Genomic DNA, 21,566 nt, shown 5'->3' on the forward strand with positions numbered 1-21,566 from the left:
TTGGTTCAAAATGATACAGACATCATGCGCACTCTCTTCCTGCATATAGGATTCCACAAAACGGGCTCCAGCTCGCTGCAGCTGGCCCTGAAAAGCCACAGTGATCGCCTGCTGGAAAAAGGGTTTGAGTTTGTTTCGCTGGGCAAGAAAGGCAACTCTTCGTCGTCGATAAAAGTCAGTAAGCGCGATGGTCGGCTCGCATTCAGAATAAGCCCACGATACGAACAGCTATTGGCTGCCAGCCGCGAAGAGCGTGTGATCGTCTCGGGCGAGCACTTCGCTTTCCTGCACTCGGCGACGGATATAGAGCAGTTGCGGACCCTGTGCGGCAAATATTTCGACGAAACCGTCATTGTCGCCTATCTGCGCCGGCAGGACCGACAGGCGATGTCCTTCAAGCAGCAGGCAGCCCGGGCCTGCGAGCGCGACTGGAGCTCCTCCAGCAAATTGATGGGCCACAGCGATGGCGCCTTCCCAGCCCTCAGCGAGGATGTCAAAACCTACTACGACTACTTCGCCAAGTTGCAGTTGTGGGAGCGGTACTTTGGTCGGCACGCCCTCAGGGTACGGGAGTTTGAGCCCGGAAGCCTCGACGGCAGCGATATAGTGACGGACTTCGCCCACCTGCTTGGCGGGAGCGTTGAGATACCACCTTGCCGTATCAATGAGAGTATTTGCCGCAAGCAGTTTCTGTTGACGCACAAGTTGATAGATCTGGGGGTGGCGCGGCGCGAGATCGAAAAACTCAGGCCGCTGATGGCAACAGACAGTGCCCGCCTGATGCCGAGCCGCTCATCTGCGCTGGCGTTTTTCCTCCAGTTCGAGGACTCCAACCGCCAGCTGAACGATCGCTATCTGCCCCGCGAATCCGGGCTGGCATTCAGCGATGACTTCAGTGTCTATCCCGACGAGGGCAACGACCGGATTTCCGTGTCAGACCTGGTGCGCTGGGCACCGGACCTGTTCACCGCCGGGTTGACTGGCCCGGCCGGGCTCAGGGATGCGCTGCTGGTCGACAGGCTCGAGGCCCTGCTGGCAGAGCAGTCGGAGGGCGGTGAAGACAATAGCCTGTTGGGAGAGCTCGGAGCGCTCAGGCAGTGCCTTTTGCGAACGGCCACTACAGTCCCGCAGCGGCGGCCCTGGTATCGGCGGTTGGGGATAGGAAAGAGTTCGGGCCGGTAACTATTTGCTGGTTCCGCTGGTCCTGCGGGTAAAGGATTCTGTGACGAAAACGCGGGCCCGGGGCCCGCGTTTGCTATTGCTCGGAGGGTAAATTTTCCGTACCCGGATCGCCGTCCTGACGCAGGCGCTCTATCCACAGTGCGGTACCGCCGGCCACTGCCGCCGGCATCACGAAGATATTCAGGATCGGCACCATCTTCGCGAGCATTACCGTGCCGCCAAAGCTAAGCGAAGTCAGTTTGCGCCGCAGCAGTACACTTTTCAATTCATCGAAGGGGCGCTGGTGGTTGTCCAGCGGATAGTCGACATACTGGATTGCCATGCACCAGGCACCCCAGAGCGCGCCCAGTACTGCGGGCACAAACACTGTCCAGCTGGTAAACAGGGCGATAACCAGAATCACCAGGCCCCAGCCGATAAAATATCCGAGCTTGCGCAGTTCGCGCCCGAGGGTGCGCCAGACCATTTTGCCGAGGGGTTCCGACGGCGGTGCCCTGCCGGTCAGCATCTCCTCGACCTTTTCCGCGAGAAAACCGTTAAAGGGCGCGGCGATGATATTGGTGATAATGCCGAACAGATAGCCGTAGACAAAAAAGAAGAGCAGCAGCACCGCCAGCGCAATGATCCAGGCGAGCCAGCGGAAGGCGTCGGCGGCCCAGGCGGCACCCTTGGCCATGACGGCCTCCCACCAGGACATGTTTTCCGTATTTACCGGTGTATGCGAGAGGAGGCTGCCGAGATAATCGGCGAGGCCGCCGAGCTGTGTCAGCATCACCGCCGTAACGGCGAAAAACAGCACCAGGTTGATCAGCAGCGGGATGATGATAAAAGGTCGCAGCTCGCGCCGGGTCAGCAGGCGGGCGCCGCGCATCAGGGCATCGACGCCGTGCATCGGGTTGGAGGTCATGGGCTGTTCTCTTAAACGGGGCTGGCAGTTGTCAGGACTTTGCGCCCGCCGCCTTTAGAATCCCGGCATAGTCTTCGCTCTGGCGGTGCTCCTGGATGCGCGCGAGCAGGGTTTTGCCGTCGGGGCCGGGGCTGTCCAGATCCAGTTTCTGAGCCTGAAACAGGCGCACGAAGGTTTCGAAGTTTTCCGCCTTCATGCTACGGTAGGCGCGCTCCAGCAGGTGGAAGTCGCGCTCAACGCCCTCCGGTGCCTCGCCGATCAGGAAGCCGGCGATGCGCTCCTCGTCGAAGGTTTCACCGAGGACTTTCTGTTTGTCTTTTTTCAGGCTCACATTTTTTTCCTTTACTCGTTGTCGCCTGTAGGAACGGCAGGGCGGCCCTCCGCTCCTACAGGGTAGTGTTCAGCGGTGCATAAGCCCGGTTACAGCAATGCGTCCAGCTTTTCCTTCAGGATCTTGTTGATCATCTGCGGATTGGCCTGGCCTTTGGACGCCTTCATGATCTGGCCGACGAAGTAGCCCATCATTTTCGGCCGCTTGGACTCGTCGGCATTGCGGTAGTTTTCCACCTGGGCACCGCTCGCGGCAATGACCTCGTCGACCATCTTCTCGATGGAGCCTGTGTCGGAGACCTGTTTCAGGCCGCGCTTCTCGATCACCTGGTCCGCGTCACCCTCGCCCATGGCCATGGCCTCGAACACCTGTTTGGCGATTTTGCTGGATATGGTGTTGTCTACGACGCGCGCAATCAGGCCGGCCAGTTGTTCGGCGGAGACCGGCGACTCTCCTATGGACAGTTCCTCGCGGTTCAGCAGGGCGGCCAGTTCACCGCCTATCCAGTTGGCAGCCAGCTTGGGCTCCCCGGACTGTTTCGCCACCGTCTCGAAAAAGTCGGCGGAGGCGCGCTCCTGGGTCAGTAGATCGGCGTCGTAGGCGGACAGCTTGTAGTCGCTCTGGAAGCGCGCCGCTTTGGCATCCGGCAGTTCCGGAAGTGCACTGCGCAGCTGCTCCACATAGTCGTCGTCCAGTATCACCGGCAGCAGGTCCGGGCAGGGGAAGTAGCGGTAGTCGTTGGCCACTTCCTTGCTGCGCATGGAGCGGGTTTCGTTCTTGTCGGAATCGTATAGGCGCGTCTCCTGCACTATGCTGCCGCCGTCTTCGAGGATATCGATCTGGCGCTCGGCCTCTACCTTGATGGCGCGCTCGACGAAGCGAAAGGAGTTGATGTTTTTCAGCTCGGTGCGGGTGCCGAGTTTCTGCTCGCCCTTCAGGCGCACCGAGACGTTGGCATCGCAGCGCAGGGAACCCTGGGACATATCGCCGTCGGAAATACCCAGGTAGGTCACTATGCTGTGGATCTTCTTCAGGTAGGCCACCGCCTCGGCGGCGCTGCGCATATCCGGCTCGGAAACGATTTCGATCAGCGGCGTGCCGGCGCGGTTCAGGTCTATGCCGGACATGCCGTGGCCACTTTCAAAAACAGCTTCGTGCAGTGACTTGCCGGCATCCTCTTCCAGGTGTGCGTGGTGCAGGCGCACCTTTTTGCTGCTGCCGTCCTCCAGGTGTATTTCTATTTCACCGGAGCCGACGATGGGCTCCGCCAGCTGGGTGGTCTGGTAGCCCTTGGGCAGGTCCGGGTAGAAGTAGTTCTTGCGCTCAAATACAGAGCGCCGGCCGATTTCGGCGTTCATCGCCAGGCCGAACATGGTCGCGTAGCGGAAGGCTTCCTCATTGGGCACCGGCAGTGTACCCGGCATGGCCAGATCAATGGCGCAGGCCTGGGTGTTGGGGGGCGCACCGAAGCGGGTGCTGGCGCCGGAGAAGAGTTTCGACTTGGTGGAGAGTTGGACGTGTACTTCCAGCCCGATAACGATTTCCCATTCCACGGTTATTCTCCTTCCGTCGCGGCAGCTTCTGCAATAGAGGGCGCGCTGACTTTGTGCCAGTCGGTGACCTGCTGATACCGATGCGCGATATTGAGCATGCGCGCCTCTTCCAGGTAGTTGCCGATAATCTGCAGGCCCACCGGCATATGGTTTACGAGGCCGCAGGGCAGGGACATACCGGGCAGTCCCGCCAGGTTGGTGGCAATCGTAAAGATATCTTCCAGGTACATGGCCACCGGGTCGGACTTTTTCTCCCCCAGCCCGAATGCCGGCGACGGTGCCGTGGGGCCCATGATCACGTCGACTTTCTCGAAGGCCTGCACGAAATCCTGCTTGATCAGGCGGCGCACCTGCTGCGCCTTGTTGTAATAGGCATCGTAATAGCCGGCGGACAGCGCATAGGTGCCGACGAGTATGCGGCGCTGCACTTCATCGCCGAAGCCCTCGCCGCGGGAGCGCATATAAAGATCGCGCAGGTCTTTGGGATCGTCGCAGCGGTGGCCGTAGCGCACGCCGTCGAAGCGGGACAGGTTGGCCGAGGCCTCCGCCGGTGCGATCACGTAATAGGCCGGCACTGCCAGATCCGTGTGGGGCAGGGTGATGTCCACCAGCTCGGCACCCAGCTTCTCGAATTCGTTCAGTGCATCCTGCACCCGCGCGGCCACATCAGTGCTCAGTCCCTCACCGAAGTACTCCTTGGGTACGCCTATCTTCAGGCCGGTGATGGAGTCGTTCAGGTTCAGGGTATAGTCCTGCTCCGGGCGATTCAGGCTGGTGGAGTCCCTGTCATCGTGGCCCGCCATGGCAGACAACAGGTAGGCACAGTCCTCGGCATTGCGGGCGATGGGACCGGCCTGGTCCAGGCTGGATGCAAAGGCGATCATGCCCCAACGGGAAACGCGCCCGTAGGTGGGTTTGAGGCCAGTGGTGTTGGTCATCGCCGCCGGCTGGCGGATGGAGCCGCCGGTGTCGGTGGCGGTGGTGCCGGGGGCCAGCAGTGCGGCCACCGCGGCGGCGGAGCCACCGGAGGAGCCGCCGGGCACGCAATCGGTATTCCAGGGGTTTTTCACCGGGCCGTAGTAGCTGCTCTCGTTGGAGGAGCCCATGGCGAACTCGTCCATATTGGTCTTGCCCAGGGTCACTGAGCCGGCACTATTGAATTTCTCCACCACGGTGGCGTCGTAGGGCGGCACGAAGTTGTCGAGCATCCTGGAGCCACAACTGGTGCGCACGCCGCTGGTGCAAAAGATGTCTTTGTGCGCTATGGGCACACCGCAGAGTGCCGGGGCCTCGCCCGCGGCCAGGCGCTGGTCCGCCGCGGCGGCCTGGGCCAGGGCCATTTCACCGGTGACGGTAATAAAACTGTTGTAGTTGCTGTCGAGCTGCTGGATACGGTCGAGCAGGTGGCGGGTGATCTCGACGCTGGAGAACTGCTTGTCGCGCAGCCCGCGGATAATCTCGGCGATGGTGAACTGATGCATTTTCTTCCCTTAGAGCTTCCTGCGACCGCGGTCAGTCAATTACTTTTGGAACCAGGTAGAGGCCGGCTTCCGACTGGGGCGCCAGCTGCAGGAATTCCTCGCGGCGATCGGCTTCGGTGACCTGGTCTGCGCGCAGCACCTGTACCTCGTCGAGCGGGTGGGCCATGGGGGCCACGCCCTCTGTGTGAACCGCCTGCAGCTGGTCCACCAGTTGCAGGACATCGCCCAGGCGATTGCTGACTTCGTCGATGGTCTCTGCAGAGATGGCGATGCGGGCCAGCTCCGCCAGTTTTTCTACGGTTTGCGAATCCACGGCCATGGCGATTGGGGCTCCAGCTTGAGTGGCGAATGGAAGGCTGCCTCGCGTCGAATGGGAGGCAGGGGGACGCAAATTTAGCACATAAGACTGCTATTCTCACCGGTCAGCCGGGTGGGCGACCGGCAGTGTGGCCGCCGGTCCGCAATTGACTGTTTTTCATCCTTGCCCTGAACCCCCGCCGTTGTTAGAGTTTGCCGATTCTGGCCGGGGTCTGCGCGTTCCCGGCAAATTGGCAGAAGATCGGGCCGGAAATGCGGCCCGGAACTCAGAATTTTTCGCGTGGACTAACTAGGCTTTAACGGCGCTCGAGTCCGCGCCTGCGGTGCCCGCCCTGGGTGCTGATAATTAGTACAAGGTAACCGAATTCCATGTTTAAACGTTTGCGGGGTATGTTCTCCAGTGATCTGTCCATTGACCTGGGAACAGCCAACACGCTGATCTACGTGCGCGATCGCGGCGTAGTCCTCGATGAGCCCTCCGTCGTCGCCATCCGTCACTACAATGGCCAGAAGATTGTCGAGGCCGTCGGCGTCGAGGCCAAGCGCATGCTCGGCCGCACCCCCGGCAACATCACCGCCATACGCCCGCTGAAGGATGGCGTCATCGCCGACTTCCAGGTGACCGAGAAGATGCTGCAGCACTTTATCAAGAAAGTGCACGAGAACAGCTGGATGCGCCCGAGCCCGCGGGTGCTGGTGTGTGTGCCCTGCCAATCCACTGAAGTGGAGCGCCGCGCGATTCGCGAGTCCGCCATGGGTGCCGGTGCGCGCGAGGTGTGGCTGATCGAGGAGCCCATGGCCGCGGCCATAGGTGCTGGCCTGAAGGTGGAAGAGGCAAGCGGCTCCATGGTGGTGGATATCGGTGGCGGTACCACCGAGATTGCCATCATCTCCCTGAACGGCGTCGTCTACTCGGATTCCGTGCGCATCGGTGGCGACCGCTTCGACGAGGCCATCGTCAACTATGTGCGCCGCAACTACGGCAGTGTCATCGGCGATGCCACCGCAGAAAGGATCAAAGAAGAGATCGGCTGCGCCTATGCCGGCAGCGAAGTGCGCGAAATCGACGTGCGCGGCCGCAACCTGGCGGAAGGGGTGCCGCGCAGTTTCACCCTCAATTCGGATGAAATCCTCGAGGCCCTGCAGGAGCCGTTGACCGGTATCGTGCAGGCGGTCAAGAGCGCCTTGGAACAGTCCCCGCCGGAACTGGCCTCCGATATCGCTGAGCGCGGCATGGTGCTGACCGGTGGCGGCGCGCTGCTGCGCGACCTGGACCGGCTGCTGATGGAGGAGTCCGGCCTGCCGGTAATCGTCGCCGACGATCCGCTGACCTGCGTGGCCCGCGGCGGAGGCAAGGCGCTGGATATGATGGACAAGAGCCGGTTGTATCTGGTGTCCAACTGAGAATTTGCTTTGTTGGTGCCCTCGGTGGTTCCGGGGTGCTAGTAGATAGTCCGTGGCGGCCCTGCTGCCGGTACTCCCTTGCGAGACACGCCGTGAATACATCCCTGTAGGCTTGTCCGCGAGGTCCCTCTCGCAGACAGTCTCGCAAGGGAGTACCGGCATCAGGGCCTTCGCATTTGACCCTGGCTTTTTTTCCCATCAACCTCTCATGCGGAGGTGGGTAGAATTCATGGGCTAAATACGAAGGCGCTGATACCGGTGGCCCTTTGCGGGACCGTATGAGACAGGGATGTCGATTACGAGCGTACAGGGATGTATTCACAGCGTGTCCCGCAAAGGGCCACCGGTAGCAGCGCCGCCACGGAGCTAACTACGTAGCTCCCATGGAGGCGCCATGAACCGGCCACGGGACCCGATAACAACAACACACTGACTGACCTGTAGACGGGGGTCTACCCATCAAACCGCTATTTACCCGCGGCCCCTCGCCTGAGTCCCGCATTCTCGTGCTGGGCCTGGTGGCGGCGGCGCTGATCGCGATCAGCCTCTACACCGACTGGCTGCAGCCGCTGCGCGAGCGTGTCGCCGGTTTTGTGGCCCCCTTCTACTGGATTACCGGTGCCCCCGAGCGCGTCGGCGACTGGGCCGGCGAACAGTTGCGCACCCGCGAGGAGCTGCTGGAAGAGAACAGCCGCCTCAAGCGCCAACTGCTGCTGCTGGAGCAGCGCAGCCAGTTGCTGGCAGCGGTCAAGGCCGAGAACACCCAGCTCAAGGAACTGATGAACTCCGCCGAAATGGTGGATGAGCGGGTATTGGTGGCACAGATTATCGGCGTATCGCCGGATCCTCTCGAACACGTTCTGCTGATCGACAAGGGCCGCGACGACGGTGTCGACCTGGGCACGCCGATCATGGATGCCAGCGGCCTGCTGGGTCAGGTGATCGAGGCCGGCGACTCCTCCAGTCGCGTATTGCTGATCACCGACGCCAGTCACGCCATCCCGGTACAGGTGCTGCGCAACAGCGTGCGCGCCGTGGCCGAGGGTACCGGCGATCTCTACCGTCTCAAGCTGCGTCACCTGGCCAATACCAGCGATATTCGCGAGGGGGACCTGCTGCTCAGCTCCGGCCTTGGCGGCCGTTTCCCGGCGGGCTACCCGGTCGGAGAGGTGATCTCGGTGCAGCGCGACCCGGGTCGGGCCTTCGCCGAAGCCGAGGTGCAGCCCCGTGGACGCATGAACCGCAGCCGCTTTGTGCTGGCGGTCATCGCTGAAAGGGACGACGGCCTTGGAACCGAATAATCGCTGGTTTATCGCGGCAACCGTCGCGGTGGCACTGTTGTTGGCGGTGATGCCACTGCCACACCAGTGGCTGTGGTTCCGCCCCGCCTTTACCGCGCTGCTGGTCATTTTCTGGATCACCCGCATGCCGCAGAGCCTGGGGGTCGGTTTCGCCTGGATGGTGGGCTTCCTGGAGGACCTGGTGACCGGCGCCACCCTCGGCACCCACGCGCTGGCACTGGCGGTGCTGGCCTATTTCAGCCTGCTGACCTACCAGCGCACCCGCGCTTTCAACCCGGCGCAGCAGCTGATGTGGGTGTTTATTCTGGTGGGTATCAACCAGGTGGTGGGCAACTGGGTGCACAGTCTGGCGGGCAAGCCGGTGCCGGGCCTGACTTTCCTGTGGCCGGCGCTGACCAGCGCATTGCTGTGGCCCTGGGTAGCGCCCTGGTTGAGTGTGGTGGCCGGGCGCTTGCAGGTGCGCTGAATCGCCGGTCACTAAAAGGTTAAACACTGTAAAATGCCGATCATTTTTCGAGCGATACGGCTATAATCAGCCGCTGATTCACTAACAATAAGTAGTAGAGTGTCAAATACCTCCGCCGACAGCCGACTCCTTCTCGCCTCCGGCTCCCCGCGCCGCGCTGAGCTGCTGGCACAGATCGCCGTGCCCTTCTCACAGATCACTCCCTCCGTGCCGGAACAGCAGCAACCCGGCGAGAGCCCGCAGGACTATATCCGGCGCCTGGCCCACGACAAGGCGGAGGCCGGACTGCGTCTGGCCGGTGATGCGGACACCAATCTCTGGGCCCTGGGGGCCGACACAATTGTGTTGGCCGGTGATCGGGTGCTGGAGAAACCGCGGGACTTTGCCGATTTCGAAACCATGATGCACGCCCTGTCGGGCTGCGAGCACTCGGTGTTCACCGCCCTGTGCCTGCGTTCCAGCGAGCGCCAGTTTGAGCGCCTGGTGGAAACCCGGGTGCGCTTCCGCCATCTGAACAACAAAATCATCGAGGCCTATTGGCGCACCGGCGAGCCCGCCGACAAGGCAGGCGGCTACGGCATCCAGGGGCTGGGAGCGGCACTGGTGGAGACCATCAGTGGCAGCTACAGCAACGTGGTGGGGTTGCCACTGGAGGCGCTGGTACCGATGCTGGAGCACGCCGCCATTCCCTACTGGAATGAACTGTCGAAGGAGCGCCCGTGAGCGAGGAACTGCTGATCAATGTCGCCCCCACCGAGACCCGCGTGGCGTTGGTGGAGAACGGCGTGCTGCAGGAAGTCTACCTGGAGCGCAGCGCCCGCCGCGGAATCGTCGGCAATATCTACAAGGGCAAGGTGGTGCGGGTACTGCCGGGCATGCAGGCGGCCTTCGTGGATATCGGCCTCGAGCGAGCCGGTTTTATCCACGCCTCGGATATAGCGCCGCTGGACGAGGAGGGTATGGAATCCCGCGATTCCACTGAAGTCGCGGATATCCGCGCCTTGGTGCGCGAGGGCCAGTCGCTGGTGGTGCAGGTGGTCAAGGATCCCATCAGCAGCAAGGGTGCGCGCCTGACCACTCACCTGTCGGTGTCGGCGCGCTACCTGGTGTATATGCCCCAGACCCGCCATATCGGCATCTCCAACCGTATTGAGGATGAGAGTGAGCGCGAACGCTTGCGCGAGCTGGTGGACCTGGCGTCGACCAAGCTGGCGGAAGAGGGCCTGTCCGGCGACGGCGGCTTTATCCTGCGCACCGTGGCCGAGGGGGTCAGCGAGGAGGACCTTCTGCGCGACATCCCCTTCCTGTACAAGTTGTGGCGGGAGCTGGAGCAGCGTATCAAGGATCGCCCCGTACCCTCGGTCATCTACGAAGACCTGCCGCTGTTTATGCGCGCGCTGCGCGACCTGGCGCGCCCCTATACGGAAAAAATTCGCATCGATTCCCGCGAGGCCCACGGCCGCGCGGCGGAGTTTGCCGGCAAGTACGCGCCGGAGATCGCCGGGCGCCTGGAGCACTATCCGGGGGAGAGACCCCTGTTCGACCTCTACGGTGTCGAGGAGGAAATCCGCAAGGCGCTGCAGAACAAGGTGACACTCAAGTCCGGCGGCTACCTGATCATCGAGCAGACGGAGGCGATGAGCACCATCGACGTCAATACCGGTGCTTTCGTCGGCCACCGCAATCTGGAAGAGACCATCTTCAAGACCAACCTGGAGGCGGCCACCGCCATAGCACGGCAGCTGCGCCTGCGCAATCTGGGCGGCATCATCATCATCGACTTTATCGATATGAAGGATCCGGAACACCAGCGCCAGGTGCTGCGCACCCTGGAGAAGACCCTGGAGCGGGATCACGCCAAGTCCAGCATCACCGGTGTATCCGAGCTGGGCCTGGTGGAGATGACACGCAAGCGCACCCGCGAGTCCTTGGGCCAGATACTCTGCGAATCCTGCCCGGTGTGTGAGGGGCGCGGTAGCCTGAAGAGTGCCGAGACGGTGTGCTACGAGATTTTCCGCGAGATTATCCGCGAAGCCCGCGCCTACGACAGCGAGAAGATTATGGTGCTGGCGAGCCAGATGGTCATCGATCTGCTGCTGGACGAGGAGTCCGCCAACGTCGCCGACCTGGAGGAGTTTATCCGCCGCCCGATACAGTTCCAGGTGGAGCCCATATACAACCAGGAGCAGTACGACATTGTTCTGGTCTGATCCGCGCCTTTCCGCTCAGCGAATCCTCCGCGCCCCGATGGCGCGGAGCGCATCGCCGTGCGCGCGAGGGGGCGAATCGTGATCATCCTGCTGCGCTGGCTGGCGCGCAAGTTCTGGCTGCTGAGCGTCAGCCTGGTGATAGCACTGGCGATACTGGTGCAGACCGGGCGCATTCTGTCGCCGCAGGTGGAGGAGTATCGGCCGCAGATCAGCGCCTGGCTGTCCGACAGTCTCGGCGTGCCGGTGCAGTTGGAGCGGATGTCCCTGCGCTGGCAGGCACTGGAAGTGGCCCTGCAGCTGGACGGCCTGCGATTGGGGGAAAAGGGCGAGGTGCAGATGGGCTACGGCCTCTTCCACCTGGACCTGTTGGCCAGTCTGTGGAACCGCGAGCTGGTGTGGAAGAACCTGCAGGTACACGACTTCAATGCGGGGCTCAGCCGTGGCGACGATGGCCGCTGGCATATCGACGGCTTTCCAGCGGCACCGGCGGAGCCGGGTGAGGATGCCGGGGAAGCGGCCATGCGCCTCGGTGACCCGGCGCGCATCTTCCAACTGGGGCCGAAGGTGGAGGTGCGCAACGCCAGCATCACCCTGCGCCTGGCGGACGGCCAGCTGGCACAGATGCAACTGCCGCAGATACAGCTGGAAAACAGCGGTTACTTCCACCGCCTCAGCGCCAGGGCCCATGTATCAAGGGGAGGCACCGGCGAAGGCGATGCCCAGCTGGATGGGGAAACCCTGCGCCTGGTTCTCGAGGGCCGCGGCAAGCCGCGCGACAGGGCCAGTTTTTCCCTCAGCGGCTATGTACAGCTGAATGAACTTTTGCTGGACGAAGATATTGTCACGTTGCTGCACCAGCTGACGCCGCTGCCGCAAGAGTACCACTGGAATGGGCGCAAGCTGGCGCGGGGCAAACTCTGGCTGCAGAGTGATGCCCAAAGCGGCTATCGCCTGCTGGGTCGTCTCAGCCTCGAGCAGCTGGCCTCAGAAGATTCCGCACCGCTGGATAGCGCCGTTGCCAATCCCGAAGGCGGAGCTCAATTGCCGGTACTGGCGCCGCTGCAATCCCTGTCCGGCGATATTTCCGGGCGCTGGCTGCCCGGTCAGGAGTGGCGCCTGGCGCTGCAGGATATCCAACTGGGCTGGCGCGATCTGCAGATGCCGCCGCTGAACCTGCAGGCGAGCAGCAGTGGGCAGGAGGGACTGCGGCTGGCCGCAGATGTGGTCGACCTGCGCGGCTGGAGCCTTATCCTCAAACAGCTGCAGTTGCTGCGGGGGCCGGCGGACGAGTGGCTGCACGCCCTCGAGCCCAGCGGCCAGCTGCAGAATATCCAGCTCTCCCGCGCCGTAGACGGGCAGATAGCGCTGAGCGCCAACCTGCGCGACGTCAGTGCCGAGGCCCACCGGGGTGCGCCGGCGGTGCAAGGGTTGAACGGCTACCTGCACCTTCAGGGCACAGACGGCCGTGTGGAGCTGGACGGCGGCGCCTTCAGTGTCCACTTTCCGAACCTGTACGGCCAGGCTTTCCAGTTCGAGCAGGCCAGCGGCACCGTCACCTGGGCGGTGGATCGGGAGGCCAATTCGGTGCAGGTACTGTCCGGCCCGTTGCAGCTGGACGGCGCCCTGGGTGATATCAGTGGCCAGTTCCTGCTTGAATTACCCTACTTTGCCCACACCCGCGCGGCGGAATTCACCCTGGCACTGGGACTGCGCGACGCGCCTGTCTCGGCCCAGGAGCAGCTGGTGCCCATCACCGTCAGCGACGACCTGCGCAGCTGGCTGAATGCTGGATTGGGCGGGAAAAATCCCGGTCGCGTCGCCAGCGCCGGATTTGTCTACCGCGGTAGCAGTTACCGGGACGGCGAGGACGCGCAGCTGCTGGCGCTGGGGGATCACCCGCAGCGGCAGACGGTGCAACTGGCCGCGGATCTGCTGGATGCCGACCTGGATTATGCCCCCGGCTGGCCGGCCGCCCGCGACGTGGCCGCCCGGTTGCTGGTCGATGACGGCAATGTGCTGGTCAATGCCAGTGCGGCGAAACTCTGGAATATCGACGCGCGGAATATCGAGGTGGGCGTGAGCCCGAATCCGGCCGGGCGCGGCTCCCTGCTCGGGGTGCGCGCGCAGTTGTCCGGCCCGGCGGCGGATGGCCTCAAGCTGCTGCAGCGGTCGCCACTGCGTCGGCAGCTGGGCAGTGCCTTTGACGACTGGCGACTGAGCGGCCAGATGCGCGGCGACCTGACCCTGTCCCAGCCCCTGGGCGGTGCCGATCTGCCCGCGCGCCAGACGGTGCAGCTGGATCTGCAGGGCGGCGCATTGCAGCTGCAGGACCTGCGCCTGCAGATCGACGGACTTAACGGCAAGGTGGACTACGACAGCGAGCGGGGTCTCGCCGGAACCCGCCTCGAGGGCAGCCTCTGGGGTCAGCCCCTGCAGGCGCAGATCCGACACCTCGGTGAAGGGAAAGAGCGGGATACCCAGGTGGTTGTGGACGGCAGCGCCAGAACTGAATCGGTGCATAGTTGGAGCGGTCGCCCCGAGCTGCAGTGGCTGGATGGTATCTTCGATTACCGGGCCCTGGTCACCATCCCCGCGAAAGCCAAGGAAAAACCCTATTCGGCGATTTTCGAGCTGACATCGGAGTTGGCCGGCGTCGCGGTAAATCTGCCGGCACCGCTGGGCAAGCTGGCCGAGGACAAGGCTGATCTCGTGCTGCGGGTGCCCATCGGTGAGCAGGGCAGTCTCTTCCACCTGAATTACGGCGAGCACCTGCAGGGCCAGTTCTGGAAGGTGCAGGGGGAGCTGGAGCGCGCCGTGCTGGCGCTGAATGCCGAGGCCAGGCTGCCCTCCGAGCGCGGCCTGGCGATCACCGGTGACCTGTCGCAGATAGACCTGTCGCGCTGGCTGGAGCTGCTGGAGGTGTACGACACAGAGCAGCCGGGTGACGACAATACCGGTAAAAGCCAGAGTCCGCTGCCCGTCGCACTGGACCTGAGTACTGACCGCCTGCTGCTGGGCGCGACGGAAATCGAGCATATCCATGTGCGCGGCCGCGGCCTGGGGGCCGACTGGCGACTGCAATTCGACAGCGAGACGGCCGCGGGTGTATTGAGTGGCGTGATGAATGGCGAAACGCCACTGCAGCTGGACCTGAGCCACCTGCGGCTGCCGGCGCCGGCACAGCCCGAAAATGGTACGGAAGCCGAAGAGGCGCGGGAAGTGCCGGATCCCTGGGCCGGATACGACTTCACCAAGCTGCCCCGGGTGGACTTCAGCACTGAGCAGCTGCGCATTGGCGACGAGGATCTGGGCCGCTGGTCATTCCAGTTGCGGCCATCCAGGGACCGGCTGGTGTTGAGCGATATCCACGGCGCTGCGCGCGGCGTGCGACTCGAGGGGCGCGGCGAGGGTGAACAGAAGCTGGGTGCGCAGCTGATGTGGCTGCGCGATGCCGACGGGAGCGAGTCGTCACAGTTTATCGGCCGCCTGGTGGCGGGCGATCTGGCGGATGTGCAGCGGGCCTGGGGCCAGGAGCCGTTGATCGAGAGCAGGTCCGCCATCTTCGCAACGGCACTGCGCTGGGACGGATCGCCGGCGCGGGTCGCCGGTAATCTCTTGTCCGGCGAACTGACGATCGATATCCGCGACGGCCGCTTCCTGCGCGCCACCGACAGCGCCGGTCCGGCGCTGCTGCGCCTCCTGTCCCTGTTCAACTTCGATACCTGGGCGCGGCGCCTGCGGCTGGACTTCTCCGATCTCTACCAGAGCGGCATGGCCTTCGATCGTGTGCGCGGTGAAGTGGTGTTCGAGGGAGATGGGCAACTGCTGATTGCGGTGCCCATTCAGGTGGAGGGGCCGACCAGCGAACTGCAGATGGCCGGGCGGGTCAACCTGGAGCGCGAGGACCTGAACCTGACCCTGGTGGCGACACTGCCGGTGGGTAACAACCTGGCCCTGGTGGCGGCGCTGGCGGGTGGCCTGCCGGCGGCGGCGGGGGTCTACCTGATCAGCAAGGCGTTCAAGAAGCAGGTCAACAAGATGGCCAGCGTCAGCTACCGCATCAGCGGTGACTGGGATGAGCCTGACGTTCGCTTTGACAAGCTATTTGACGGCGACGGTGCCCAACGCCAGGGTGCGGCTGTGGAATACGAGGAGCGACGTCGCCAGGAGGTCGGGGGGGAGGAAGCGCCCGCGCCGGCAACCCCGTCACCACTGGCTCCGGCTATTTGAACCGCGGCGCCCACCGGGACTCTAATATCAGAGTGACAGGAAAATACACCGGTGGGAGGCGGTTCGAAGTGAAAAAATCCCTGTGTCTGGTTTCCCTGCTGCTGGCGGTATTTGCGTTGCCCGCCTGTACCGAGGCGGAGGATCCGGGCCGCGACCAGTCCATGACAGTCGCGGAGGCGAAGGCCCATATTGCCGCCGGTACTGACTTGTCGGCCATCCCGAAATCCGTGTGGAAGCAGTTGCTGCCTGAGGACCAGTACCGTGTCCTGTGGGAGGCGGACACCGAGCGCGCCTTCAGCGGCAAGTGGCTGCACAACGAGGCCGAGGGCGTCTATGTGACTGCCGGTTGTCGCCTTCCAGTGTTCAGTTCCGAGCACAAGTTCGAGTCCGGCACCGGCTGGCCCAGCTTCTGGGAAGTCGCCTACCCGGAAAACGTGGTGCTGAAAGAGGACTACAGCTGGGGTATGAAGCGCACCGAGGTACTGTCCGCCTGCGGCGAGCATCTCGGCCATGTGTTCAAAGATGGCCCCGAGCCCACAGGCCTGCGCTACTGTCTCAATTCCCTCGCCCTGGATTTTGTACCGGGTATTGCAAAAACCGAATAATTATTCGATATTATCACCTGCGGCCGTCCGCGGCCGCAGTGAAGAGGTAAAACAATAATCAATAGAGGTTGGAGCTGATGTCCGAGGTGGCCACGGTGCGTTTACCGAATAACCGCTACACGCTTTTCCGGGTGTTCAAATACACCGTCTACCTGCTACTCGCCTATAACGTCTACGCCTTCTTCCTGGAAAACCACGCCGCCGCCGGCGCCGTCTTCGCCGATGGCCTGCAGCTGGGCAAGGTGATCGAGGCCTACAACGACTCCATCGATACCCTGGCCTGGGTGCTGTTGCTACTGGTCTTTGAACTGGAGACCTATGTACTGGCGGACGAAAAAATCCGTGGTTGGGTCAAGTGGTCATTGAATGCGGTTTCGTCCTGCTGTTATCTCTTCATCGTCTACTCCTTCTACGGCTATGTAGCGGAATTGGCCTATCTGACCGATCTGTTGCCAGTGGCAGCGTCGGCCTGTGAACTGGCCCAGCAGGGCGGTTGGCAGTTGGTGCTGGAGCAGGACGAGTATGTGCAATTGGGTGCGGCCAACTGCGGAGCGCTGGCGGATGGGCAGCTGCTGCGTCTGCCGGATGTGCAGATTGTAGGCAGTGCGGCGACCTGGAGTGGGATCGAGTGGCTGGCCTGGACCGATGTGGTCAACGCCGGCGCCTGGCTGCTGGTGGTCGGTATTCTCGGGTTCGAGGTGTGGCTGCAACTGCGCCACGAGCTCTCCGGCCGGATAATGCGTTACTCGCAGTGGATCAAGGGAATCCTGTATTCAACCCTGTTCCTGTGCGCCATTTACTGGGGTTATTCCGGCAGCCTGCTGGAATTCTGGGACGCCTTCCTGTGGCTGGTGGCCTTCTTCTTTATCGAGATGAACCTGTTCCAGTGGCAGGCTGAAACTAATGCGGAATGATGAATGTGGAATGCGCGATTTGATGTCGTGCTGGCTGGCAGTGCGTATGGGCCGCGCCTAAGCTCTTGGGATAGGCGGTTTGACGATTAAGCGTTGCAGGCCGTACATCCTGTTGCGCATTCCGCATTCCGCATTCATCATTCCGCATTCATAAAGAAATCCCGCAGATAGCGGAACAGTTTGCGCTGGTTGGTCGGCGGTTTGCTGTTCTTGATTTCCCGGTTCGAGTCGCGCACCAGCTGGCGCAGCTGCTGGTGATCCGCCTGCGGATAGCGGTCGAAGAATTCGCTCTGCGCGGTATTACCCTCCTCGAGCAGGCGCTTGCGCCAGTCCTCGGCCATCTTGTCGAAGCGCAGGTGTTGCTGGTCGCGCTCCTTGAATCGGTTCAGCACTTCCTCGATAGCCTCGGCGTCGGCGCTGCGCATCAGCTTGCCGATGTACTGCAACTGGCGACGGCGCGCCTCGTTGGACTTGATACGGTGCAGCGTATCGATGGCCTCGCGCAGGTCCTCGTCCAGTGGCACCTCCGCCAGTTGGGCCTTGCCCAGTTCGGTCAGCTGCTTGCCCAGGTCCTGCAGTTCGTGCATCTCCTGCTTGACCCTGGTCTTGCTCTTCGGCAGCTCGTCTTCGTAGTCGTCGAATTCCTGCATTCTGTGTTTCCGTATCTTTTCCTGTAGGAGCGGCGGAGGCCGCCCCGCCGCTCCTGCAAAGTGCATATTAATCTTAGCGGTCAGCCAAAATACCAGGTGGCCAGGCCGAGAAAGGACATAAAGCCCACCACGTCGGTGACAGTGGTCAGTGCCACGCCGCCGGCCAGGGCCGGGTCTATACGCATGGCGCGCAATGCGACCGGCAGTATGGCGCCGGCGAAGGCGGCGGTGACCAGGTTGATCACCATGGCGGCGACGATAATCAGCGCTATGCGGTCGTCGCCGAACCAGAGGCCGGCGATCAGGCCCATGACCATGGACCAGAGCAGCGCATTCAAAATACCGGAGCCCAACTCACGGGAGAGCAGCCAGCTCAGGTTGCTCCTGCCTATCTGGCCGAGTGCCATACCGCGGATGACCACCGTCAGTGTCTGGCTGCCGGCGACGCCGCCCATGCTGGCGACAATCGGCATCAGTACCGCCAGCGCCACCACCTTGTCCAGGGTACCCTGGAACAGGCTGATGACCCAGGAGGCCAGCAGGGCGGTGAGCAGGTTGATGCCGAGCCACAGGGCGCGGCGGCGCGCGGTGCGCCTTACCGGCGCGAAGGTGTCTTCTTCTTCGTCCAGGCCGGCCAGGCTCATCAGTGAGTGGTCGGCGTCCTCGCGGATCACGTCCACCACGTCATCGATGGTGATGCGGCCCAGCAGCCGGTTGTTCTCGTCCACCACCGGCGCGGTGATCCAGTCGTACTTCTGGAACAGGCGCGCGACCTCGGTGTCGGGCATATCCGCGGGAATCGGTTCCACGTCGGTGTTCACCACCTCGCGCACCGTTACCGACGGGTCGGTGGTGAGCAGCTTGGACAGCGGCAGCAGGCCTATGTACTGGCCCTTGCGGTTGACCACAAAGAGGCTGTCAGTGGATTCGGGCAGCTGTTCGTGGCGGCGCAGGTAGCGCAGTACCACGTCCAGGCTCAGGTTGGGGCGCACGGAGATGGTGTCCGTGTCCATCAGGCCGCCGGCGGTCTCCTCGTCGTAGGCGAGGACGCCCTCCACCCTGGAGCGGTCCGTTTCGCTCATGGCAGAGAGGACTTCCGCCATCACCCGCTCGGGCAGGTCCTGGAGTATGTCGGCGACGTCGTCGGCGTCGAGCCCCTCCATCACGGCCACCATCTCCTCGGTGTCCATGGTGGCGAGTATCTGGCTGCGCACCTCGTCGGTGAGTTCCTGCAGTACCTCTCCCTCGACCTCTTTGTCGATCAGGTTCCACAGCACCTGGCGGATGCGCGGCGGCGAGCTCTCCAGCAGCTGGGCGATACTCTGCGGTGTCAGGGTGCTGAGCATGCGCCGGACTTCGCGCCCGGTACCGCTGTCGAGCGCGGCAAAGAGTTCACCCAGCTGATTCTGTGTGCGGAACTTGATCTCGGCTGGGGGCGGGTTGGGCAAGGGGGCCTCTCTCAATGCGGAATGCGGACAAATTTGGCTGGAAAAAATCTGGACGCCAAAGGCGCCCGTAGGGCAAGCGCCATGGACGGCGCGAGTCAATCGCGATCCGGCTTCTCAGCCGCAGTAGCGGCGGGGCGGCCATTCGTCGGTGGTCGCGATCATACTATCAGCCGGCTCCGAAATCGATTGTGGTTGAAGGTGGCTGACGTGATACTGCGAGGTATTCCGCATTGATGAGGCACATCCCTGTGCCTCACCCGCTTCGCGGGCAGCCTTCGGCTGTCCAAATTTGTTCCAGCCAAATTTGTCCGCATTCCGCATTATGTTATTCCGCTTCGCCAAAGCGATCCGCCATCAGTTCGCTGATGGCGGCGAGGGCGGCGTCCTCATCGCGGCCGTCGACTTCCAGTTCCAGTTCGGTGCCCTTGCCGGCGGCGAGCAGCATCAGTGACATGACGCTCTTGCCGTCCACGCATTTACCGTTGCAGTGCACCTTGATATTCGCGGAGAAGCGCGCCGAAGTCTGCGCGAACTTGCTCGCCGCGCGGGCGTGAAGGCCGAGCTTGTTGATGATCAGGAGGCGGCTTTTCTGCATGGTGCGTCGTTTGTGTGTAGGCCTATTTCTGCTGTTCGCGGTGGCGAATCTGCACATTGTCGAACTGGCTGGCGAAGGTTTTCGCCAGCTGCTCCACCATATACACGGAGCGATGGCGGCCGCCGGTACAGCCTACCGAAATACAGGTATAGCTGCGGTTGCTCTTCTGGTAAGAGGGCAGCCAGCGCTCGAGGAATTGGGTGATGTCCCGCTCCATATCGTCGGTCTCGGGGTGGGTGCGCAGGAACTCGACTACCTCCGGATCCAGGCCGGTCTTCTGGCGCAATTCCGCGACCCAGTAGGGGTTGGGCAGGCAGCGCAGGTCGAACACCAGGTCCGCATCCACCGGCACGCCGTGCTTGAATCCGAAAGACTGGAAGAGTATCGCCATGCCGTCGGAGCTGTTGCCAACCACACGGGTTTTCACCAGGTCGCGCAACTGGTGCAGGCTGAGGCTGCTGGTATCAATCACCAGGTCGGCCATGGCGGACAGGGGGGCCAGCAGTTCTTTCTCCCGGTTCAGGGCCTCGAGCAGGTGGGTGCGGTTGTCGCTGAGCGGGTGCTTGCGGCGTGTCTCGCTGAAGCGCTGCACCAGCACCGGCGAGCGCGCATCCAAGTAGATCACATCGCACTTTACGCCGCTGGCACGCAGGGATTCGATCACCCGCGGCGCCTGCTGCACGTCCTGCCAAAGATTGCGCGCGTCAATGCCCAGCGCCAGGCGGGGACCGCCCAGAGCGGATTGAGAGCTGCCCAGCGCGTTTTGGGAATTGTCGACTGGTGGCTGTTCGCGCACACGGCGGACCAGCTCGGGCAGCAGGCTGGCGGGCAGGTTGTCGATGCAGTTGTAGCCGACATCCTCCAGCAATTGCAGGGCAGAGCTTTTTCCGGAGCCGGAACGACCGCTGATTATCACCAGGCGCATGGGGAGATCCTTTCGTCTTCAGCGCTTTATATTCGGACAGTGACAGGTCACCCTGGTGAAACGCGGCCCCCGGGGGCGGCCCCATCCGGATAACTTGTTGATCTAGTGCAGATTATGCAGCGGCGGCACTGTCTATGGCCAGTGCGTAAAGTTCGTCTCCGCTCCGGGCCTGGCGCAGTTTTTCCCTTACCCGGCTGTCGGAGAAGAGCGCGGCGATTTCCGCCAGGGTTTCCAGGTGTTCCTGCTCGGCATCTTCCGGTACCAGCAGGGCAAACAGCAGGTCTACCGGCTGTCGGTCTGCGGCGTCAAAGTCAATGGCGGGCTCGGTGGTGCAGAGCACACCAATGGGGCGTTCGCAGCCGGGCAGTCGACAGTGGGGAATCGCCACGCCATCACCGATGCCGGTTGAGCCGAGGCGCTCGCGGGCGATCAGTTGGTTGAAGATGGTGTCGGCGTCGTGTTGTGGATACTGTTCGGCGATGGCCTGGGCAATATTGAGCAGCAATTTTTTTTTGCTGCTCCCCGCCAGGTGGCAAAGGCTCAGGCGGGGAGAGAGTAAAGCTTCCAATGTCATAGTTCAGCGGTGATTCTGCAGCTTCTCTTTGTGTTTTTTCAGTTGGCGATCCAGCTTGTCGGTCAGTGCGTCTATGGCAGCGTACATGTCTTTGTCTTCGGAGCCGGCGCAGAGGTCGTGCCCATTGATATGCACCCTGGCTTCGGCTTTCTGGATCAGTTTTTCGACGGATAGGATTACCTGGGCATTGGTAATGTTGTCGTAGTGTCGGGAGAGTTTTTCCAGCTTGGTTTCGCAGTAATCGCGGATGGGCGGAGTTACATCTACGTGGTGACCACTAATGTTGATCTGCATGGATTTCTCCTTATCGAGTGCATCGCATACTGGCGCTACCCCCCGTCTGGGCGGCAACCCTACTAGGAAGTTAGCCAGAATGGAAGGATACACTCAAAGTTTGGCCGTTGGTCGCGGTCTGGGTGGTCTGGGGCGCCTGCCGATTTGTGACCAGTTGGTCTCGGGTGGTCGGGAATTG

At 62.4% G+C, this 21,566-nt stretch carries 20 protein-coding genes; 9 read left to right on the forward strand and 11 right to left on the reverse strand.

The features are described from left to right. Nucleotides 1–24 precede the first annotated feature (24 nt). Nucleotides 25–1,182, forward strand: coding sequence for a hypothetical protein (locus IG627_RS09145; RefSeq protein WP_193192040.1), 1,158 nt, complete (start codon nucleotides 25–27; stop codon nucleotides 1,180–1,182). 73 nt (nucleotides 1,183–1,255) lie between these two features. Here IG627_RS09145 and cysZ read toward each other — a convergent pair whose 3' ends face one another. The 5 genes from cysZ to gatC all read right to left on the reverse strand — a co-directional run bounded on the left by cysZ (nucleotide 1,256) and on the right by gatC (nucleotide 5,773). Continuing rightward, the gene (gene cysZ, locus IG627_RS09150) at nucleotides 1,256–2,089 is read right to left on the reverse strand and encodes a sulfate transporter CysZ (protein WP_193192041.1); all 834 of its coding nucleotides are present in this window, start codon (nucleotides 2,087–2,089) and stop codon (nucleotides 1,256–1,258) included. Between the two features lie 31 nt (nucleotides 2,090–2,120). Then, a complete protein-coding gene (locus IG627_RS09155; RefSeq protein ID WP_193192042.1) occupies nucleotides 2,121–2,420 on the reverse strand; it encodes a PA4642 family protein in 300 nt (99 codons plus the stop codon). A gap of 89 nt (nucleotides 2,421–2,509) precedes the next feature. Continuing rightward, complete coding sequence (gene gatB / locus IG627_RS09160) at nucleotides 2,510–3,973, reverse strand: Asp-tRNA(Asn)/Glu-tRNA(Gln) amidotransferase subunit GatB (protein WP_193192043.1); 1,464 nt, start codon at nucleotides 3,971–3,973, stop codon at nucleotides 2,510–2,512. A gap of 2 nt (nucleotides 3,974–3,975) precedes the next feature. Next, nucleotides 3,976–5,454, reverse strand: a complete 1,479-nt coding sequence (gene gatA, locus IG627_RS09165) for an Asp-tRNA(Asn)/Glu-tRNA(Gln) amidotransferase subunit GatA (RefSeq protein WP_193192044.1) — start codon at nucleotides 5,452–5,454, stop codon at nucleotides 3,976–3,978. Between the two features lie 31 nt (nucleotides 5,455–5,485). Beyond that, nucleotides 5,486–5,773 carry an Asp-tRNA(Asn)/Glu-tRNA(Gln) amidotransferase subunit GatC gene (gene gatC, locus IG627_RS09170; RefSeq protein ID WP_193192045.1) on the reverse strand — a complete coding sequence of 96 codons (288 nt, stop codon included), beginning with the start codon at nucleotides 5,771–5,773 and terminating at the stop codon, nucleotides 5,486–5,488. 368 nt (nucleotides 5,774–6,141) lie between these two features. On the opposite strand from gatC, the gene IG627_RS09175 reads away from it, so the two are divergent. From IG627_RS09175 to IG627_RS09210, 8 genes are all read left to right on the forward strand, one after another. Beyond that, entirely contained in the window at nucleotides 6,142–7,176 is a 1,035-nt protein-coding gene (locus tag IG627_RS09175) for a rod shape-determining protein (protein ID WP_091386284.1), read from the forward strand. A gap of 506 nt (nucleotides 7,177–7,682) precedes the next feature. Then, nucleotides 7,683–8,477 carry a rod shape-determining protein MreC gene (gene mreC / locus IG627_RS09180; protein WP_319024534.1) on the forward strand — a complete coding sequence of 265 codons (795 nt, stop codon included), beginning with the start codon at nucleotides 7,683–7,685 and terminating at the stop codon, nucleotides 8,475–8,477. Continuing rightward, nucleotides 8,464–8,943, forward strand: a complete 480-nt coding sequence (gene mreD, locus IG627_RS09185) for a rod shape-determining protein MreD (protein WP_193192046.1) — start codon at nucleotides 8,464–8,466, stop codon at nucleotides 8,941–8,943. The genes mreC and mreD overlap by 14 nt, the downstream gene beginning before the upstream one ends. A gap of 99 nt (nucleotides 8,944–9,042) precedes the next feature. After that, nucleotides 9,043–9,666, forward strand: a complete 624-nt coding sequence (locus IG627_RS09190) for a Maf family protein (protein ID WP_193192047.1) — start codon at nucleotides 9,043–9,045, stop codon at nucleotides 9,664–9,666. After that, entirely contained in the window at nucleotides 9,663–11,153 is a 1,491-nt protein-coding gene (rng, locus tag IG627_RS09195; RefSeq protein WP_193192048.1) for a ribonuclease G, read from the forward strand. The genes IG627_RS09190 and rng overlap by 4 nt, the downstream gene beginning before the upstream one ends. A 78-nt stretch (nucleotides 11,154–11,231) precedes the next feature. Beyond that, nucleotides 11,232–15,383 (forward strand): YhdP family protein, encoded by a 4,152-nt coding sequence (locus IG627_RS09200; protein ID WP_319024535.1) that lies wholly within the window; start codon nucleotides 11,232–11,234, stop codon nucleotides 15,381–15,383. 68 nt (nucleotides 15,384–15,451) lie between these two features. Beyond that, a complete protein-coding gene (gene msrB / locus IG627_RS09205) occupies nucleotides 15,452–15,988 on the forward strand; it encodes a peptide-methionine (R)-S-oxide reductase MsrB (protein ID WP_319024536.1) in 537 nt (178 codons plus the stop codon). A gap of 77 nt (nucleotides 15,989–16,065) precedes the next feature. Then, on the forward strand, nucleotides 16,066–16,902 hold the full coding sequence (locus IG627_RS09210; protein ID WP_193192049.1) for a hypothetical protein: 837 nt from the start codon (nucleotides 16,066–16,068) through the stop codon (nucleotides 16,900–16,902). 137 nt (nucleotides 16,903–17,039) lie between these two features. Here the strand turns inward: IG627_RS09210 and yjgA are convergent, their stop codons facing one another. The 6 genes from yjgA to hpf all read right to left on the reverse strand — a co-directional run bounded on the left by yjgA (nucleotide 17,040) and on the right by hpf (nucleotide 21,388). Continuing rightward, the gene (yjgA, locus tag IG627_RS09215; protein WP_193192050.1) at nucleotides 17,040–17,552 is read right to left on the reverse strand and encodes a ribosome biogenesis factor YjgA; all 513 of its coding nucleotides are present in this window, start codon (nucleotides 17,550–17,552) and stop codon (nucleotides 17,040–17,042) included. An 80-nt stretch (nucleotides 17,553–17,632) separates the two neighbouring features. Beyond that, on the reverse strand, nucleotides 17,633–19,000 hold the full coding sequence (gene mgtE / locus IG627_RS09220; protein WP_226864872.1) for a magnesium transporter: 1,368 nt from the start codon (nucleotides 18,998–19,000) through the stop codon (nucleotides 17,633–17,635). A 325-nt stretch (nucleotides 19,001–19,325) separates the two neighbouring features. Then, nucleotides 19,326–19,595, reverse strand: a complete 270-nt coding sequence (locus IG627_RS09225) for an HPr family phosphocarrier protein (RefSeq protein WP_193192051.1) — start codon at nucleotides 19,593–19,595, stop codon at nucleotides 19,326–19,328. A 22-nt stretch (nucleotides 19,596–19,617) separates the two neighbouring features. Beyond that, a complete protein-coding gene (rapZ, locus tag IG627_RS09230) occupies nucleotides 19,618–20,520 on the reverse strand; it encodes an RNase adapter RapZ (protein ID WP_193192052.1) in 903 nt (300 codons plus the stop codon). Between the two features lie 112 nt (nucleotides 20,521–20,632). After that, on the reverse strand, nucleotides 20,633–21,094 hold the full coding sequence (gene ptsN, locus IG627_RS09235; RefSeq protein WP_193192053.1) for a PTS IIA-like nitrogen regulatory protein PtsN: 462 nt from the start codon (nucleotides 21,092–21,094) through the stop codon (nucleotides 20,633–20,635). Between the two features lie 3 nt (nucleotides 21,095–21,097). After that, nucleotides 21,098–21,388 (reverse strand): ribosome hibernation-promoting factor, HPF/YfiA family, encoded by a 291-nt coding sequence (gene hpf, locus IG627_RS09240; RefSeq protein ID WP_193192054.1) that lies wholly within the window; start codon nucleotides 21,386–21,388, stop codon nucleotides 21,098–21,100. Nucleotides 21,389–21,566 lie beyond the last annotated feature (178 nt).

The organism is Microbulbifer taiwanensis (assembly GCF_014904815.1).
Classification (GTDB): Bacteria; Pseudomonadota; Gammaproteobacteria; order Pseudomonadales; family Cellvibrionaceae; genus Microbulbifer; species Microbulbifer taiwanensis.